At 67.6% G+C, this 17,087-nt stretch carries 13 protein-coding genes; 7 read left to right on the top strand and 6 right to left on the bottom strand.

The features are described from left to right. Nucleotides 1-6 precede the first annotated feature (6 nt). Entirely contained in the window at nt 7-1,536 is a 1,530-nt protein-coding gene (locus IU452_RS15855) for a phospholipase C (RefSeq protein WP_195109833.1), read from the top strand. A 295-nt stretch (nt 1,537-1,831) separates the two neighbouring features. Here the strand turns inward: IU452_RS15855 and IU452_RS15850 are convergent, their stop codons facing one another. Further along, nucleotides 1,832-2,044 carry a hypothetical protein gene (locus IU452_RS15850; RefSeq protein WP_195109832.1) on the bottom strand — a complete coding sequence of 71 codons (213 nt, stop codon included), beginning with the start codon at nt 2,042-2,044 and terminating at the stop codon, nt 1,832-1,834. 292 nt (nt 2,045-2,336) lie between these two features. Here IU452_RS15850 and coaE point away from each other — a divergent pair, with 292 nt between their 5' ends. Next, nucleotides 2,337-3,527: a dephospho-CoA kinase gene (coaE, locus tag IU452_RS15845; protein ID WP_195109831.1), complete on the top strand. Its 1,191-nt coding sequence runs from the start codon at nt 2,337-2,339 to the stop codon at nt 3,525-3,527. A 10-nt stretch (nt 3,528-3,537) separates the two neighbouring features. Here coaE and IU452_RS15840 read toward each other — a convergent pair whose 3' ends face one another. Together IU452_RS15840 and IU452_RS15835 are read right to left on the bottom strand one after the other, a co-directional pair. Next, nucleotides 3,538-4,062 carry a DUF402 domain-containing protein gene (locus IU452_RS15840; RefSeq protein ID WP_195110216.1) on the bottom strand — a complete coding sequence of 175 codons (525 nt, stop codon included), beginning with the start codon at nt 4,060-4,062 and terminating at the stop codon, nt 3,538-3,540. 232 nt (nt 4,063-4,294) lie between these two features. Continuing rightward, complete coding sequence (locus IU452_RS15835; RefSeq protein WP_228817930.1) at nt 4,295-4,966, bottom strand: hypothetical protein; 672 nt, start codon at nt 4,964-4,966, stop codon at nt 4,295-4,297. 557 nt (nt 4,967-5,523) lie between these two features. Here IU452_RS15835 and uvrB point away from each other — a divergent pair. Further along, nucleotides 5,524-7,698: an excinuclease ABC subunit UvrB gene (gene uvrB / locus IU452_RS15830; protein ID WP_195109830.1), complete on the top strand. Its 2,175-nt coding sequence runs from the start codon at nt 5,524-5,526 to the stop codon at nt 7,696-7,698. Nucleotides 7,699-8,153: 455 nt separating this feature from the next. Here uvrB and IU452_RS15825 read toward each other — a convergent pair whose 3' ends face one another. After that, a complete protein-coding gene (locus tag IU452_RS15825; protein WP_195109829.1) occupies nt 8,154-8,624 on the bottom strand; it encodes a VOC family protein in 471 nt (156 codons plus the stop codon). A 76-nt stretch (nt 8,625-8,700) separates the two neighbouring features. Here IU452_RS15825 and IU452_RS15820 point away from each other — a divergent pair, with 76 nt between their 5' ends. From IU452_RS15820 to IU452_RS15810, 3 genes are all read left to right on the top strand, one after another. Beyond that, on the top strand, nt 8,701-9,576 hold the full coding sequence (locus IU452_RS15820) for a helix-turn-helix domain-containing protein (protein ID WP_324192645.1): 876 nt from the start codon (nt 8,701-8,703) through the stop codon (nt 9,574-9,576). A gap of 41 nt (nt 9,577-9,617) precedes the next feature. Beyond that, a complete protein-coding gene (locus tag IU452_RS15815) occupies nt 9,618-10,034 on the top strand; it encodes a DoxX family protein (RefSeq protein ID WP_195109828.1) in 417 nt (138 codons plus the stop codon). Nucleotides 10,035-10,470: 436 nt separating this feature from the next. Beyond that, entirely contained in the window at nt 10,471-10,923 is a 453-nt protein-coding gene (locus tag IU452_RS15810; protein ID WP_195109827.1) for a universal stress protein, read from the top strand. A gap of 136 nt (nt 10,924-11,059) precedes the next feature. Here the strand turns inward: IU452_RS15810 and IU452_RS15805 are convergent, their stop codons facing one another. Together IU452_RS15805 and IU452_RS15800 are read right to left on the bottom strand one after the other, a co-directional pair. Beyond that, entirely contained in the window at nt 11,060-13,369 is a 2,310-nt protein-coding gene (locus tag IU452_RS15805) for a HelD family protein (RefSeq protein WP_228817928.1), read from the bottom strand. A 72-nt stretch (nt 13,370-13,441) separates the two neighbouring features. Next, nucleotides 13,442-13,798 carry an antibiotic biosynthesis monooxygenase family protein gene (locus IU452_RS15800; RefSeq protein WP_195109826.1) on the bottom strand — a complete coding sequence of 119 codons (357 nt, stop codon included), beginning with the start codon at nt 13,796-13,798 and terminating at the stop codon, nt 13,442-13,444. 298 nt (nt 13,799-14,096) lie between these two features. On the opposite strand from IU452_RS15800, the gene uvrA reads away from it, so the two are divergent. Beyond that, nucleotides 14,097-17,033 (top strand): excinuclease ABC subunit UvrA, encoded by a 2,937-nt coding sequence (gene uvrA, locus IU452_RS15795; protein WP_195109825.1) that lies wholly within the window; start codon nt 14,097-14,099, stop codon nt 17,031-17,033. The last annotated feature ends 54 nt before the right edge of the window (nt 17,034-17,087 follow it).

Raw genomic sequence — 17,087 nt, 5'->3', positions numbered from 1 at the left:
GGCAGCATGGGGCTCTTCGACGGCATCAACCGGCGCGAATTCCTGGCGAAGGCCATGGCCGCCGGAGGGGTTGCGGCACTGGCGTCTTGGGCGAATCCGATCATCGAGCGGGCGCATGCGGCGGATCCCGCCGGGATGGGCGGGCTCGGGGATATCGAGCATTTCGTGCTGCTGATGCAGGAGAACCGGTCCTTCGATCACTATTTCGGGACCATGTCCGGTGTCCGCGGGTTCAGTGATCCCTCGGCGTCGTGGCGGCAGTACGGCTGGGCGCCCGGCGTCGGGCCGACCCCGGACGGGTATGTCGAACCGTTCCGGCTCGACACCAATCGTGGCGCGACCCTCGACGGGGAATGTATCAACGATCCCGACCACAGCTGGGCGGGGATGCACGAGGCGTGGAACGGCGGTGGCAACGACCGGTGGATGCCGATGTCGATCGCCAGCGTCGGCCCGGCGAACGGGCCCGCGGCCATGGGCTACTACACCCGCGAGGACATTCCGGTCCACCACGATCTTGCCGATGCCTTCACCATCTGCGACCACTATCACTGTTCGGTGCTCGGCCCGACCGACCCGAACCGGCTGTACTGGGTGTCGGCGACCATCGACCCGGACGGCCGGGACGGCGGGCCGCTGGTGGAGACGCCGACGCTGATCCCGCAGAACGTCTACAGCTGGCGCACCTATCCGGAGAACCTGTCCGAGGCCGGGGTGAGCTGGAAGATCTACAACAACCGCGACGTCGGCCCGATCTCGTCGGTGATCCTGGACGGCATGATGGGCTGCTTCAAACAGGCCGCCGATCCGAATTCCGAACTGGCGCAACGCGGTAAGGCTCCGGTGTATCCGCACGACTTCGCCGCCGATGTGGCCGCCGATCGGCTGCCCGCGGTGTCGTGGGTGATCCCGCCGCTGTTCAACTGTGAGCATCCGGCGCTGCCGCCTGCACTGGGGGCGGTGGGCATCATGCAGGTGCTCGACATCCTCACCTCCAATCCGCGGGTGTGGGAGAAGACGGCCCTGATCGTCAGCTACGACGAGAACGGCGGCTTCTTCGATCACGTCACGCCGCCGACCCCGCCGCCGGGTACCCCCGGCGAATTCCTGACCGTCGATCTGGGCCGGGTGCCTGCGGCCAAGGGCATCGCGGGTCCGATCGGATTGGGTTATCGCGTGCCGTGTTTCGTCATCTCGCCGTATTCGCGCGGCGGTCTGGTCGCCTCGGAGACCTTCGACCACACCTCGCAATTGCGTTTGCTGGAACGCCGTTTCGGCGTCGAGGTGCCGAATCTGACGCCCTGGCGCCGCAGCGTCACCGGCGATATGACATCGACCTTCGATTTCGCCTCCGCCCCCGACGCCGTCCCGCCGCGAATCACCGACCCGAATTCCCGCACCGCCCCCGCCCTGGCCCAATGCGGCCCCAACATCGCCCTCGGCACCGCCGGCGTCGGCACCCCCTACCCGGTCCCCCCGAACAACATGCCCGCCCAACAACCGGGCACCCGCCGCCGCCCCAGCGGAATCATCTGACATCCCGGCCAAAAGCGGGCCGGGCCCCCCACCCGGCGTGCCCACCGACTTGTTTGCGACGTGGCCACCTCGGCATACCGTCGTGGTGGCCCCACTTCTCACTCGGCCGTGCCAGCCACTTCGTCATCCTGGTCTGGCCGCCACTTCTTCATCCCGGCGTGCTTACTACTTCGTCGTCCGGAATGCTCGCCACTGTGTCATCCCGGTATGCACATCGCTTCTCATCCCGGTATGCACATCGCTTCTCATCCCGGCGTGCTCATCGCTTCTCATCCCGGCGTGCTTTTGGCCGGGATCAGCTGGCGGTGGCGGGGACCCAGTTGGCTGCGGCCGCGGCGGTGCGCTTGCGCATGGCGGCGAAGCTGTGCCTGGCGGGGCTGATCAGGGCGGTGAGCCATGGGCGGCGGTATTCGGCCAGTGCGGTCGCGACGGCGGGGATGTGGATGCAGTGCACCGTGCCCGGCTTACCCAGTCGGTGGCGACCCGTCTGGATGTTTGTGGTGCCCAATGGTGTTCCTTTGCTTGCTCGAGACGGCCTGGATCGCCTGCGGCGAAACATTAGCGGAACAAAAGTGTGAGGCACTGGATTTTCCGAAACTTTCGTCCCGGCGTGTCGGAAAGTTGCCGACCTCGGGTCTGGATGGCGTGAAAAAAGTTGCGAATTGATATCGCCGTAGTCACGGAATGGGTAATTTGCTGGACCACGGGTGAGAAATATTGCTGCCGTGGGTAATCGACCGGATTGGCCGCCGCACGGGGTGCACCGAGCGGTGCGGCCGGGAGGATGCGAGACTGGTCGAATGTTGCGTATCGGTCTCACCGGAGGCATGGGAGCGGGCAAGTCGACTGTCGCGCGGCTGCTCGTCGAGCGGGGCGCGGTCCTGGTCGACAGCGATACGATCGCCCGCGAGGTGGTCGCGCCGGGCACGCCCGGACTGGCCGCACTGGTCGAGGCGTTCGGCTCCGGCATCCTGGCCCCCGACGGCAGCCTGGACCGCGCGGCATTGGCGGCCAAGGCGTTCGCCGACGATCAGGCCCGCGCCACCCTGAATTCCATCACCCACCCGCTGGTGGGTCGGCGCACCGCCGAGATCATCGCCGCCGCACCCGCCGATTCGATTGTGGTGCAGGATATTCCGCTGCTCGTGGAGAACGGGCTGGGCGCGTTGATGAATCTGGTGGTGGTCGTGACCGCCGACGTCGAGACCCGGGTTCGGCGCCTCGAACAGTTCCGCGGCGTGTCCCGCGAGGACGCCCTGGCCCGCATCAAGGCGCAGGCCACCGACGAGCAGCGCCGCGCCGCCGCCGACGTGCTCCTGGACAACAACGGCGACCCCGAGGATCTGCGGCCGCAGGTGCGGGCGCTGTGGGAGGAGCGCCTGGTGCCGTTCGAACACAATCTGCGCACCCGAACCCGGGCCCAGCGCGGCGCGGTCCACCTGGTCCCGGCGAATCCGGAGTGGGACGCGATGGCGCAGCGGCTGATCGGGCGGCTGGCCGTCGTCTGCGGCGCGTCGGCCCGGCGCATCGACCACATCGGTTCCACCGCGGTGCCCGGCCTGCCCGCCAAGGATGTCATCGATGTCCAGATCACCGTCGCCGATCTCGGGACCGCCGACGAACTGCGGGAACCGTTGGAGGCGGCCGGTTTTCCGTGCATCCGGGAATACGACCACGATGACCCGAAACCCGGAACCGATCCGGCGCACTGGGGTAAGCGGGTTCACGGCACCGCCGACCCGGGACGCCCCGCCAATATCCATCTGCGCGTGGACGGTTGGCCCAACCAGCGATTCGCGCTGATCTTCCGCGACTGGCTGCGCGCGATACCCGCGGCCCGCGACGAATATGTGACCGTGAAGCAGAAGGCCGAGGCCGACGCGGCCGGTCTGAGCGGGGAGGCGGCCATCCAGGCCTACCTCGACGTGAAGACGCCCTGGTTCGACGGAGCCTACCCACGCGCGGTCGAGTGGGCGGCGCAGCCGAAGTGACCGGGTACGCCTAGTTCCAGGTCAGGTCGATATCCATCGACCTCATCCAGCGATCGAAACTGTAACCGTGGCTGGCGATTCCGTCGATGGCGGCCGTCGCCGTGGCCACGGCCCGCTGCGCCGCGGTGAGATCCAGGTATCCGGCGGCGTGCGCGGCGAGCAGCTCGTCGATATCGAGCAGGACCGCGTCGCGGTCGGTGCGCACCACGATGTCGAGGTAGAGGTCGACCGATTTCCATCGACCCGGTTCGACCTCGCCGAAGTCGCCGATGTCCAGGTAGTAGTCCTGGTCGCGCCCGTGCCCCGGGTGGAAGTGGAACACCGTCGCACGCAGGCCCAGCGCGGGCAGCAGCCACGACTCCAGGTAGTGGAATTCCTGGTGATCGGCCGTGCGGGCCATGTACAACCCCCACGGCTCGACGTGATAGCGCTCCACCGCGCGCACGAACCCCTTGGGGTCGACATTGGTCAGGTCGGCCACATTGAAGTACTCGACCTTCGGCCGATGCAGGTCCACCGCCTGTGCCTGCGACATGTGCGCCTCCTGTACCGCCGCCTGTGCCGCCTCTCCGCGTTCGAGGCCGTACCAGTCCCTGCCGCGCGGCTCGGTCACAGGTCCTGCGTCAGGTGCCTGGCCGGTTTTGGGCGTACCCGGCGAGTTACCCATGTGCGAGCGAGATCAGTCGTCGCCTTGGCAGAGATTAACCGCAATCGGCATGTGGTGGCTACCCGGCGGACTCCGGACGCGCGGACGGGCCGGGACGCGGTTACAGCCAGGTGAGGGTGATGTTCTTGGTGGCCAGCCAGCGTTCGAAATTGTGATCGTGCGAGGCGATCCCGTCGACGATCGCGGTCGCGCGCTCGAAGGCGTGCTGGGCGGTGGCGGCGTCGACGTGCCCGGCGGCGTGGGCGGCGAACAGGTCGTCGACGCCGCGCAGCTCGGGGACGCGGCCGTTGCGGGCCACGATGTCGATGTAGTGGTATTCCGCCCGCCAGCGCTTGGGCTCGACGCGGGCGAACTCACCGACGTAGATGTGATAGACCGGGTCGCGGTCGTGGGCGGCGTTGACGTGATGCATCGTCACCTGAATCGACAGCTCCGGCAGCACCCACGTCTCGGTGTAGCGGTTCGGGGGAGTGTCGGCCGCGCACACCAGATACAGACCCCACGGTTCGGCGTGGCAGCTCTCCACCGAGTGGACGAAGCCGCGCGCGTCGGTCTTGGTCAGATCGGAGATGTCGAAATATTCGACGCGCGGTCGGCGCGGTGCTCTCGCCTCGGCCGCGCCGATGGCGGAGTTGGAACCTGGGCTGGTGGTGGGCTTCGACTGCATGGGAACAACTCCGTTGGGCGCGGTGGTGCGCAGGGCTCGGGCCGTGCGTCCCGCGAGCCCGGTGAGTGCGGGCACTACGAGTAGCGATAGGTGAAAACCGGCCATGACACCGCCCTTCTCGATCCTTACCGAATCTCGGACCGGATCAGAGTACACCCGAGCAACCCCTGTTGGCGGGACGTGAACGGACCGGAATTGTCCTGTCGCACAATCGCTATCATCGGCGAGCTCCCTTGCGGCACCGGGCATTTCGGACATGGTCATTTGATCTAGATCGGCTCGGCCGCGCGTAGCCGCGGCTGTGCTCGCCGGTCGCAGCAACCGCGTCTCGAGCGTCCGATACGGCCCGCGCCGGGGCGCTGTTGCAGGGCAAAGAATCCGGCTGTCTTTCCGGCGGGGGCGCGTCCGGCTTCCCATGGCCGTCGGTGCGACGGCCGGGATGTCGCGATGCGCGCATTGCCGAGAAGTAGCGGCAGTTGCGCTGGCGCTCCCGGGGCCGGTCCGCCGGCAAGGCTTGCTCCCCTTCGACCGGCTCGGCGGCTACGGGGGTGCGTGAATGGCTCAGTTGTGACACGAGTCACTTCCTTGCGGCGGCGTGTCGGCCGGGGTTCCGCGCGGGCGCACCGCTGTTTGTTGTCGGTGGGTCGTCCTAGGCTGGTGCCATGGCTTTCGCATCCGAGATTCCCGCCGACGGGAACACACCGCTGGCGCATTCGGAGTTCCGGCCCATCGGCGAGATCGAGCGGGCCGGGGGCCGCTTCGAGGTGGTCAGCGAGCACAAGCCGGCCGGCGATCAGCCGACCGCGATCGATGAGCTGGAGCGCCGCCTGAAGGCGGGGGAGCGGGATGTGGTGCTGCTGGGCGCCACCGGCACCGGCAAGTCGGCGACCGCCGCATGGCTCATCGAGCGCGTGCAGCGCCCCACGCTGGTGATGGCGCCGAACAAGACCCTCGCCGCACAGCTGGCCAACGAGCTGCGGGAAATGCTGCCCCACAACGCGGTCGAATACTTCGTCTCCTACTACGACTACTACCAGCCCGAGGCGTACATAGCGCAGACCGACACCTACATCGAGAAGGACAGCTCCATCAACGACGACGTCGAGCGGCTGCGGCACTCGGCGACGCAGAGCCTGCTGTCGCGGCGCGATGTGGTGGTGGTCGCGTCCGTCTCCTGCATCTACGGCCTGGGCACGCCGCAGTCGTACCTGGACCGGTCGATTCCGCTCGAGGTCGGCACCGAGGTCGAGCGCGACCGGCTGCTGCGGCTGCTGGTGGATGTGCAGTACACCCGCAACGACATGGCGTTCACCCGCGGCACCTTCCGGGTGCGCGGCGACACCGTCGAGATCATTCCGTCCTATGAGGAACTCGCGGTCCGCATCGAATTCTTCGGCGACGAGATCGAGGCGCTGTACTACCTGCACCCGCTGACCGGCGATGTCGTCCGGCAGGTGGACAAGCTGCGGATCTTCCCGGCCACCCACTACGTCGCGGGGCCGGAGCGCATGGAGCGGGCGGTCCGCTCCATCGAGGCCGAACTCGAGGAGCGGCTGGCCGACCTGGAGCGCCAGGGCAAACTCCTCGAGGCGCAGCGGCTGCGCATGCGCACCCAGTACGACCTGGAGATGATCCGCCAGGTCGGATTCTGCTCCGGTATCGAGAACTACTCGCGCCACATCGACGGCCGCCCCGCCGGATCCGCCCCGGCCACCCTGCTCGACTACTTCCCCGAGGACTTCCTGCTGATCATCGACGAGTCGCATGTGACCGTCCCGCAGATCGGCGGTATGTACGAGGGCGATATGTCGCGCAAGCGCAACCTGGTCGAATACGGTTTCCGGCTGCCGTCAGCGGTCGACAACCGGCCGCTGACCTGGGAGGAGTTCGCCGACCGCATCGGGCAGACGGTGTACATGTCGGCCACGCCCGGCCCGTACGAGCTGGGGCAGACCGGCGGTGAATTCGTCGAGCAGGTCATTCGCCCGACCGGCTTGGTCGATCCGAAGGTGGTGGTCAAGCCGACCAAGGGCCAGATCGACGATCTGGTGCACGAGATCCGGCAGCGCACCGACCGCGACGAACGGGTCCTGGTCACCACCCTCACCAAGAAGATGGCCGAGGACCTCACCGACTACCTGCTGGGTCTCGGTGTGCGCGTGCGGTATCTGCACTCGGAGATCGATACGCTGCGCCGCGTGGAACTGCTGCGGCAGTTGCGCCTGGGCGATTACGACGTGCTCGTCGGCATCAACCTGCTGCGAGAGGGTCTGGACCTGCCCGAGGTGTCGCTGGTCGCCATCCTCGACGCCGACAAGGAAGGCTTCCTGCGCAGCACCACCAGCCTCATCCAGACCATCGGCCGTGCCGCCCGCAACGTCTCGGGCGAGGTGCACATGTATGCCGACAAGATCACCGATTCGATGCGGCAGGCCATCGACGAGACCGAGCGTCGCCGCGCCAAGCAGATCGCCTACAACGAGGCCAACGGCATCGACCCGACACCGCTGCGCAAGAAGATCGCCGACATCCTCGACCAGGTATACCGCGAGGCCGACGACGCCGAGGTGGTGGAGGTCGGCGGCTCCGGCCGCAACGCCAGCCGCGGCCGCCGCGCCCAGGGCGAACCCGGCCGCGCCGTCAGCGCCGGCGTCTACGAGGGCCGCGACATCAAGTCCATGCCCCGCGCCGAGTTGGCAGACCTGGTCAAGGAACTGACCGACCAAATGATGAACGCCGCCCGCGAACTCCAATTCGAACTAGCAGGCCGCCTCCGCGACGAAATAGCCGACCTCAAAAAGGAACTCCGCGGCATGGACGCCGCCGGACTGAAATGACCCTTGTCCTGGAAACGGCCCCTGCACGGCGGCCCGGGGGCGCCGTGCGGGGAATGTGGAAGCGTGCTCCGCGGGGAATGTGGAAGCGTGCTCCGCGGGGAATGCGGAAGCGTGCTCCGCGGGGAATGCGGTGGCGTGCTCCGCGAGGAATGCGGAAGCGGGCTCCGCGAGGAATGCGGAAGCGGGCTCCGCGGGGAATGCGGAAGCGGGCTCCGCGAGGAATGCGGTGGCGGGTTCTGCGGGGAATGCGGTGGCGAGCTCCGCAGGGGAGTTTCCTTTTGCGGGTGGGCTGCCTTCCGCGGAGGGGGTTCCTCTCGCGGATGGGTTGCCTTCTGCCGAAGAGTTTTCTCTCGCGGGCGGGTTGTCTTCCACGGGGGAGTTCCCTCCAGCGGGCGAGTTCCCTCTGTCATTTCCCTGCACCGCGGCCCCCTAGGGCCGCGGTGCAGGGACCCTCATCACCCCTGCTGGGCCATCCACTCGTTCACTCGGCGCTCGGCCTCCTCGCGTGGCACATCCTCGACTCGCGTCATGACGACCCAACGATGTCCGAACGGATCGATCACCGCGCCGTATCGGTCGCCGGTGACGAAGGTCTGGGGGTCTTCCACGCGGCGGGCGCCGTGGTTGCGGGCCAGTTCGGTGACCGCGTCGACGTCGGGGCAGTAATGGACGATGCTGGCGTGCACCCAGTCGTCGGCGGGCGGGCGCAGGCCGTGTTCGGGGACGGGCAGGCCGACCTGGATGGTCGAGTCGCCGATCTTCAGCTCGGCGTGCGCGGGCTGTCCGTCGGGAAGGTCGTTGCGGCTCAGCACTTCCGCGCCGAAGACCGCCGAATAGAACTCGATGGCATTGTTGCCGTCCGGGACCGGCAGGAAACAGGTGATGGAGTGGTAACCGTCGGGAATCGGATTCACGGTGTTCGTCATGGCTCTCACTCTGGCCGGTTGCGCGGCCGGGGTCTTGTAAGAACGCGACAGCGGCCCACCGTCCCGGGAACCAGCCGTGCCGGCCTCTGAGGAGATCGCGAAAAGCGCTGCGCCGGAGCTGATTCCGGTTCCTCCGCCGGAGGTCGCCAAAGGTATCCTGCGGCCGCACGAACAGGCGCGCCATCGCACCCTCGGCCGTTTGCCGGCCGGTTCGGAGACCGCTCGTTTCATCGAGTGGTACTGGACGGTCTCGTGGGATCTGCGCGGCCGCCCCACCTACCTCGCCGAGGTGCTCCCGTTCCCCAGCGTGAACGTCACCTTCGAAAGGACCCACACCCGCACCGGCGGCTGGGTCAACGGCGTGAGCACCGTCAAATACACCCGGGAGCTGTCCGGCGTGGGGGAGACCTTCGGTGTGAAATTCCGTCCCGGCGGCTTCGGCGCATTCACCGGCCTGGACGTCGGCGCGTTCCGCGATACGGCGATCGAGCTGACCGAGGTGCTCCCGGAGGCCGCGGGCCTGACCGACAAGGTGCTCTCGGCCGCCACCGATGAGCAACGTCGCGCCATCGTCGAGGACTTCTTCGCCGACGCGGCCCGGCACACCGCGGTCGACGACGCCTACCGCCTGGTCCTGCGGATCATCGCGGCCATGGAATCCGACCGCGAACTGACCCGCGTCGATCAGGTCACCGAGCGCTTCGACGTCCCCGTGCGCACCCTGCAGCGGCTGTTCCGGCGCTACGTCGGGGCCGGTCCCAAGTGGGTGCTGCGGCGGTATCGCCTGCAGGACGGCGCCCACCTGCTGGCCACCGGCCGCACCGCCGACCTGGCCGCCCTCGCGCTGGACCTGGGTTACTTCGACCAGGCCCATTTCTCCCGCGAGTTCGCCAAGGAAGTCGGAATGGCTCCCCTGGAATACGCCCGAACCTCGCTAATCTCCCAGGATTGAAGCACCCGCGAGGCAGGTGAACTCTACGACGGGAGTTGGCGATGGATGTTCTGGTGCTCATCGGACGGATCCTGTTCGTCCTGCTGTTCCTCAGTTCCGGGGTCGGTCATCTCGCCCAGCCCGGACCCATGGTGGCCTATACCCGGAGCAAGGGCGTGCCCGCCGCCCAGGCCGGTGTGCTCGTCTCGGGCGTCATGCTGGTACTCGGTGGCCTGAGCATTCTGCTCGGCATCTGGGCCGACCTCGGCGCGCTGATCCTATTCGTCTTCCTGCTGCCGACCGCGGTGCTCATGCATCCGTTCTGGAAGGAGACCGATGCACAGGCCAAACAGGGCGAGATGGTGCATTTCAACAAGGATGTGGCCCTGGCGGGCGCGGCGCTGATGCTGTTCGCCTTCTTCGCCCATACCTGCGACCTCGGCCTGACCCTCACCGGACCGCTTTTCCGCCTCGGCTGATCCGCCGGTCGCAGCCTATTTCGCAGCATTAGCACGGGATTTTCGGCGAACTATCAGCAGTCCGGCCGGTGGCGCAATTGTGAGCTGTCACCAAACGCGCCGCCGGTGCGTTGGGTGCGGTCGGCCGGTATCGCCGTCCTCGCCCCGCCGACATGCGGGATGTGACGAAAATCCCAGTGGCGCAAGACCGTTCGGTTCGGTGGCGTGGATCTCGGGCAACTGACGCGTCCGGGAATCGGCGCTGGTAGCGCGGGTTGTTTATGGCATCCGCCCGGCGAACATGTGCTGCGTGTTACTCGACGTGCGGGTGTGATGTGTTGCGATTCGGGATATTTCCGGCCCGGTAAAGGTTATCGTCTAGCGCAGTTGCCGCGCGGTACCCGTAGTCACGGGCAAAACGCGCCGGCACCCGACCACTTGGACGTTTGGAGGAGAGATGACCGCCTATCGGACCATTGTCGTCGGTACCGATGGCTCGGACTCGTCGTACGTCGCAGTCGAGAAGGCCGCGGCACTGGCTGGGGCTTCGGGCGCCACCCTGCACATCGCCTGCGCGTACTACCCGACCGACGATCGTGATGTGGCCGCCGCGGCCGACGTGCTCAAGGACGAGGCTTACCAGGTGCGCGGTTCCGCCCCCACCCACGAGATCCTGCGCACGGGGCGCGACCGCGCCACGGCGGCCGGTGCCACCGACATCGTCGAGCGCGCGATCGTCGGCGAGCCGGTGGAATCGCTGCTCACCCTGGTCAAGGAGGTCGAAGCCGACCTCCTCGTCGTCGGTAACCGCGGCCTCAACACCCTGACCGGCCGCCTCCTCGGCTCGGTCCCCTCCGACGTAGCCCGCAAGTCCCGCACCGACGTCCTGATCGTCCACACCGTCCGCTGACCCCGGCGAAAAACACGCCGGGGAAGGAGGAAACGGTCACCGCCGCTCCCCGCAACCGCGGCTTCCGTGTTCCCCGCCGCGGCGACCCCATCGCATTCCCTGTCTCACGGCCCCCTGGGGCCGTGAGACAGGGACCTCACTCAGCCGCCGTCGCCAACGCGCCCAGAACTTCCGGCAGTTCCTCGCTGTGCACCACCGATAGTCGCTGCGTCGCGCGCGTCAATGCCACGTAGAGGTCGTTCAATCCGCGCGGCGATTCGTCCACGATGCCCTGGGGCTCGACCAGGATCACCGCGTCGAACTCCAGGCCCTTGACCTCGGAGACGGTCAGCACGCGCACGGAATCGCCCGCCAGCTCGGCATAGTCGCCGACCAGGGCGTGCGGCGCGAGTACCGCGGTGATACCGGGCCGGTCGGCCTCCTCGGCGACGAGCTTGCTCACCTGCGCGGGCCGATCGGCGGCCGCCACCCGCAAAGCCTGTGGCGGGAAACCCGATTCGCGCACCGACTTCGGTATCGCGGCGTCCGGATCGATGGCCGCCAGCACGTCCGCGGCCACCGCCATGATCTCGGCGGGGGTGCGGTAGTTGACGGTCAGCTCGGTGAGCTTCCAGCGGTTGGCGACATACGGTTCGAGCATCCGCTGCCACGACGACGCCCCGGCGGGATCGCCGGTCTGCGCCACATCGCCCACCACCGTCACCCAGCGGTTCGGGATGCGCCGCATGACCATTCGCCACGCCATCTCCGACAGCTCCTGCGCCTCATCGACGATCACGTGCCCATAGGTCCAGGTGCGGTCGCCCGCGGCGCGTTCGGCGGTGGTCTGGCGGGCACGCACCTGCTGCCGCTCGGCCAGCTGGCTCGCGTCGATCAGGTCGTAGGCCATCAGGATCTCCGGATCCAGTTCGTCCTCGAGATCCTGGGGCGCCGAACCGGTCAGAATGTCCAGGGCGTCCTGGGCCTCGGCCAACTGCGCACGCCAGCGCCGCCGGGCGCGCTCGCGCTCCTCGGTGTCGTCGACGCCCAGCAACTCGGCCAGTTCGTCGAGCAGCGGCGCATCGGCGGCGCTGAAATGGCCGTTGTCGGGCCGGTACAGCTGTTGGCGGTCCTCGGCGGAGAGCTGGTCGGCCGCGCGGGCCAGGCGATCCGGATCGGCCCACAGCCCGGCCAGCACCTCCTGCGGCGTGAGGATCGGCCACAGCCGCGCAATGGCACGCTGAATATCCGCGTCGGCACGCATCTCGTCGCGAATCTCGGTCAGATCGGCCTGGCTCAACAGGTTCCGCCCGCCGGTGAGGTCCTTGCCCAGCGTCTCGGCCAGCTGATCGGTGAGCGCGTCGACCACCGAGGCGGCGAACACGGGCCGCGCCAGATTGTGCGGCCGCCGCGAGGACCGGGCCCGCCCGCGCGCCTTGGTGGCGATCTTGCGGTCGAGGGTCAGGTCGTAGCCGTCGAAGCGCAGCCGGATCGGCTCGCTGGGCACCTGCTGCCAGTCGCGCACGCCCTTCTTCAGCACGTCGATCATGTCCAGCGAGCCCTTCAGCTCCCCGGCGCGCAGCGAATCCTCCAGCGTCGCCTGCACTCCCGGATAGAGGTTGCCGATCGTGGACAGCAGCACCCCGGTCTCGCCGAGCGAGGGCAGCACCTGGCCGATGTAGTCGAGGAAGGTGCTGTTGGGCCCGATGATCAGCACACCGGCCTTGTCCAGCTGCTGGCGATAGGTGTAGAGCAGGTAGGCCGCGCGATGCAGCGCGACGGCCGTCTTACCGGTCCCGGGACCGCCCTGCACGACCAGCACGCTCTTGTGCTCGGAGCGGATGATCGCGTCCTGCTCGCTCTGGATGGTCTCGACGATGTCGCTCATATGCCCGGTGCGGGCGGCGTTGAGCGCGGCCAGCAGCGCGCTCTCGCTGCCCACCCCGCCCTCGTCGGATTCGATGGCACCGGCCCGGCGCGCGGCCTCCAGGTCCAGGTACTCGTCGTTGACCGCGGTGACCTTGCGGTTGCGGGAGCGGATGTGGCGGCGGCGGGTCACCCCGTCGGGCTGGGCGGTCGTCGCCAGGTAGAACGGCCGGGCCAGCGGGGCGCGCCAGTCCAGCAGCAGGGTGGCATAGTCGTCGTCCTCGTCCAGGATGCCGAGGCGGCCGATGTAACGGTATTCGTCGGTCCCGTTCTCCGACAGGTCGATTCGCCCGAAGCACAGGCCGTGCTCGGCGGCGTCGTATTTCGCCAGATCCTCGGTGTAGAGCTGGGTGAACGACTCGCGCTCGCTGCGGGCCTGCGGGGTGCCGCCGGATTCCAGCAGCACCGTCCGTAATCGGCGCTGGGCGTAGGCGCGCATATCGTCGAGCCGCTCGTAGAGGCGGGTCAGGTAGGCCTGCTCCCGGTCGAGTTCGGCTGCGCGGTCGGTCGCCGGGCGATCCTCGGTGAGGCGGTCGGGCAAAACGGAACTCCTTGTCACCACAGCCGGCCGGATCACGGCCGCGCGCGAGAAGAGAAAACAGAGTTGTCGAGTCTAGTTCGGGTTCGGTCCGTGCGCCGTAACCCCAGGTGAGACGCACGAGTCAGCATTCGGTACGGCCTCGATGACGGTGGTGAAATGCTCGACCACCGGGAACGGCGCATAGAAGTGATGCAACAGCTGTTTCCACCGCTGATATTCCGGCGAGCCGCGAAAGCCCTCGGTGTGGTCTTCCAGGCGGTCACACTCCACGAGCAGCAGGTAGGTGTTCGGCGTCTCGAGGCTGCGCGACAGGGTGAGCGAGCGAAATCCGGGCATGCCCGCGATCAGTGGGCGGGCCTCGGCGAACGCGGCCTCGAACTCCGCGGTGCGATGGGGCAGGACCGGCAGCAACGCATGCTCGAGGATCATGGGCGGCTCTTTCGGGGCGCGTGGTGGTCGGATTCGCACGCTACCGCGCCGGACCGACATCGTGCAGTACTCGCGAGGGACAGTGGCGTGGTGCGCACCACACCGATCCGCGGGCGCGGGCGAGAACGTAGTCTGGTGAGACGGTCGCCGTCGTGCGACCGGCAACCGGTCGGCGACGGCCGGTGATCCTTGTTCCGATCCGGCTGTGGGCTGCTCGCCGAAACTTGTCGGTGGGTGTCTCTAGCATGGCGGCGGGGGTAGATCTGGACGCCGAAAGACGAGGGAGAAGGGACGGCCTGTGGCGGATCGCCTGACGGTGCGCGGAGCGCGGGAGCACAACCTCAAGGGGGTCGATCTCGACCTGCCCCGCGACAGCCTCATCGTATTCACCGGACTGTCCGGCTCCGGCAAGTCCAGTCTCGCCTTCGACACCATCTTCGCCGAGGGACAGCGCCGATATGTGGAGTCGCTGTCGGCCTACGCGCGGCAGTTCCTGGGGCAGATGGACAAGCCGGATGTGGACTTCATCGAGGGCCTGTCCCCGGCAGTGTCCATCGACCAGAAGTCGACCAACCGCAACCCGCGGTCGACGGTCGGCACCATCACCGAGGTCTACGACTATCTACGACTGCTCTACGCCCGCGCGGGCACCCCGCACTGTCCGGTCTGCGGTGAGCTGATCGCCAAGCAGACCCCGCAGCAGATCGTCGACCAGGTGCTGGCCATGGAGGAGGGCATCCGCTTCCAGGTGCTGGCGCCGGTGGTCCGCACCCGCAAGGGCGAATTCGTGGACCTGTTCGATCAGCTGAACACGCAGGGCTATTCGCGCGTCCGGGTGGACGGCGTGGTGTATCCGCTCACCGAGCCGCCGAAGCTGAAGAAGCAGGAGAAGCACGACATCGAGGTGGTGGTGGACCGCCTCGCCGTCAAGCCCAGCTCCAAACAGCGCCTCACCGACTCCATCGAGACGGCCCTGCGGCTGGCCGACGGCATCGTGGTGCTGGACTTCGTCGACCGCGACGAGCACGCGCACGATCGGGAGCGCCGCTTCTCCGAGAAACTGGCCTGCCCCAACGGTCATCCGCTCGATATCGAGGATCTGGAACCGCGGTCGTTCTCGTTCAACTCGCCCTACGGCGCCTGCCCGGACTGCACCGGTCTGGGCATCCGCAAGGAGGTGGATCCGGACCTGGTGGTGCCGGATCCGGAGCTGAGCCTCGCCGAGGGCGCGATCGCCCCGTGGTCGCGCGGTCAGACCGCCGAATACTTCACCCGGCTGCTGCAGGGCCTGGCCGACGCCATGGGCTTCTCCATGAAGACGCCGTGGAATCAGCTGCCGCCCAAGGCCCGCAAGGCGGTGCTGGAGGGCTGCTCCGAGCAGGTGCACGTCTCCTACACCAACCGCTACGGCCGCAAGCGCTCCTACTACGCCGACTTCGAGGGCGTGATGCCGTTCCTGCAGCGGCGGATGGAGAACACCGAGTCCGACTCCGCGAAGGAGTACTACGACGGGTACATGCGCGATGTCCCATGCCCGGTCTGCGACGGTGCTCGGCTGCGGCCCGAGATTCTCGCGGTCACCCTGAACGCCGAGGGCGGACGGAAGTCCATCGCCGAGGTCTGTGATTTCTCGATCCGCGACTGCTCGAAGTTCCTGAACTCCCTCGAACTGGGGGAGCGGGAGGCCGCGATCGCCGGCCAGGTGCTCAAGGAGATTCAGGCGCGCCTGGGCTTCCTGCTCGATGTGGGCCTCGAATATCTGACGCTGTCGCGCGCGGCGGCCACCCTGTCCGGCGGTGAGGCACAGCGCATCCGGCTGGCCACCCAGATCGGTTCCGGCCTGGTCGGCGTGCTCTACGTGCTGGACGAGCCGTCGATCGGCCTGCATCAGCGCGACAACCGCCGCCTGATCGAAACCCTCACCAGGCTGCGCGATCTGGGCAATACGCTGATCGTGGTCGAGCACGACGAGGACACCATCCACGCCTCGGACTGGGTCGTCGACATCGGCCCGTTGGCCGGTGAGCACGGCGGTCAAGTGGTCTACAGCGGTCCGTACAAGGGCCTGCTCGAGGACCGCAATTCGCTGACGGGCGCGTATCTGTCGGGCCGCGAGCAGATCGAGGTGCCGCTGGTGCGCCGCCCGGTCACCAAGAAGAAGCAGCTCACCGTCGTCGGCGCGAACGAGCACAACCTGCGCGGCATCGACGTGAGTTTCCCGCTGGGCGTGCTCACCTCGGTGACCGGTGTCTCCGGGTCCGGTAAGTCGACGCTGGTCAACGATATCCTCGCCACGGTGCTGGCCAACAAGCTCAACGGCGCCCGGCAGGTGCCCGGCCGCCACACCCGCATCAACGGCCTGGATCACCTGGACAAGCTGGTGCAGGTGGATCAGTCCCCGATCGGCCGCACCCCGCGCTCGAACCCGGCCACCTACACCGGCGTCTTCGACAAGATCCGCACCCTGTTCGCGGCGACCACCGAGGCAAAGGTGCGCGGCTACCAGCCGGGCCGGTTCTCGTTCAACGTCAAAGGCGGCCGCTGCGAGGCATGTTCGGGCGACGGCACGCTGAAGATCGAGATGAACTTCCTGCCCGATGTATACGTGCCGTGCGAGGTGTGCCACGGCGCCCGCTACAACCGCGAAACCCTCGAGGTGCACTACAAGGGCAAGACCATCGCCGAGGTGCTGGACATGTCCATCGAGGAGGCGTGCGAATTCTTCGAGCCGGTCACCTCCATTCACCGCTACCTCAAGACGCTGGTCGACGTCGGTCTCGGCTATGTGCGACTGGGCCAGAGCGCCCCGACCCTGTCCGGCGGTGAGGCGCAGCGTGTGAAGCTCGCCGCCGAACTGCAGAAGCGTTCCACCGGCCGCACGGTCTACATCCTCGACGAGCCGACCACCGGCCTGCACTTCGAGGACATCCGTAAGCTGCTCGGCGTCATCAACGGCCTGGTCGACAAGGGCAACACCGTCATCGTCATCGAACACAACCTGGACGTCATCAAGACCTCCGACTGGGTGATCGATATGGGCCCGGAGGGCGGCTCCGGCGGCGGCACCATCGTCGCCCAGGGCACCCCCGAGGACGTTGCGGCCGTGGCGGAAAGCTATACCGGCCAATTCCTGCGCGAGGTTCTGGCGGCAAAGCCCGCAACCGACCCGAAACCCGCCAAGAAGGCCACCAAGGCCAAAAAGGCCACGGCCAGAAGCAAAGTGGCGGTCGGCTGAGCCGGGTCACCGCCCGGCAAGCGGAGGGCATTTCGCGGAACATCGCCGTCTACA

It is taken from the genome of Nocardia transvalensis (assembly GCF_015477765.1).
Classification (GTDB): domain Bacteria; phylum Actinomycetota; class Actinomycetes; order Mycobacteriales; family Mycobacteriaceae; genus Nocardia; species Nocardia transvalensis_A.
Note: the sequence above shows the minus strand (reverse complement) of the source record. Positions and strands in the feature narration are given on the sequence as shown.

Coding starts and splice junctions, on each gene's coding strand:
- uvrB (WP_195109830.1), top strand. CDS start 5,524: ATGGCTTTCGCATCCGAGATTCCCGCCGACGGGAACACACCGCTGGCG.
- IU452_RS15825 (WP_195109829.1), bottom strand. CDS start 8,624: ATGACGAACACCGTGAATCCGATTCCCGACGGTTACCACTCCATCACC.
- IU452_RS15855 (WP_195109833.1), top strand. CDS start 7: ATGGGGCTCTTCGACGGCATCAACCGGCGCGAATTCCTGGCGAAGGCC.
- IU452_RS15810 (WP_195109827.1), top strand. CDS start 10,471: ATGACCGCCTATCGGACCATTGTCGTCGGTACCGATGGCTCGGACTCG.
- IU452_RS15815 (WP_195109828.1), top strand. CDS start 9,618: ATGGATGTTCTGGTGCTCATCGGACGGATCCTGTTCGTCCTGCTGTTC.
- IU452_RS15800 (WP_195109826.1), bottom strand. CDS start 13,798: ATGATCCTCGAGCATGCGTTGCTGCCGGTCCTGCCCCATCGCACCGCG.
- coaE (WP_195109831.1), top strand. CDS start 2,337: ATGTTGCGTATCGGTCTCACCGGAGGCATGGGAGCGGGCAAGTCGACT.
- IU452_RS15835 (WP_228817930.1), bottom strand. CDS start 4,966: ATGGCCGGTTTTCACCTATCGCTACTCGTAGTGCCCGCACTCACCGGG.
- IU452_RS15840 (WP_195110216.1), bottom strand. CDS start 4,062: ATGTCGCAGGCACAGGCGGTGGACCTGCATCGGCCGAAGGTCGAGTAC.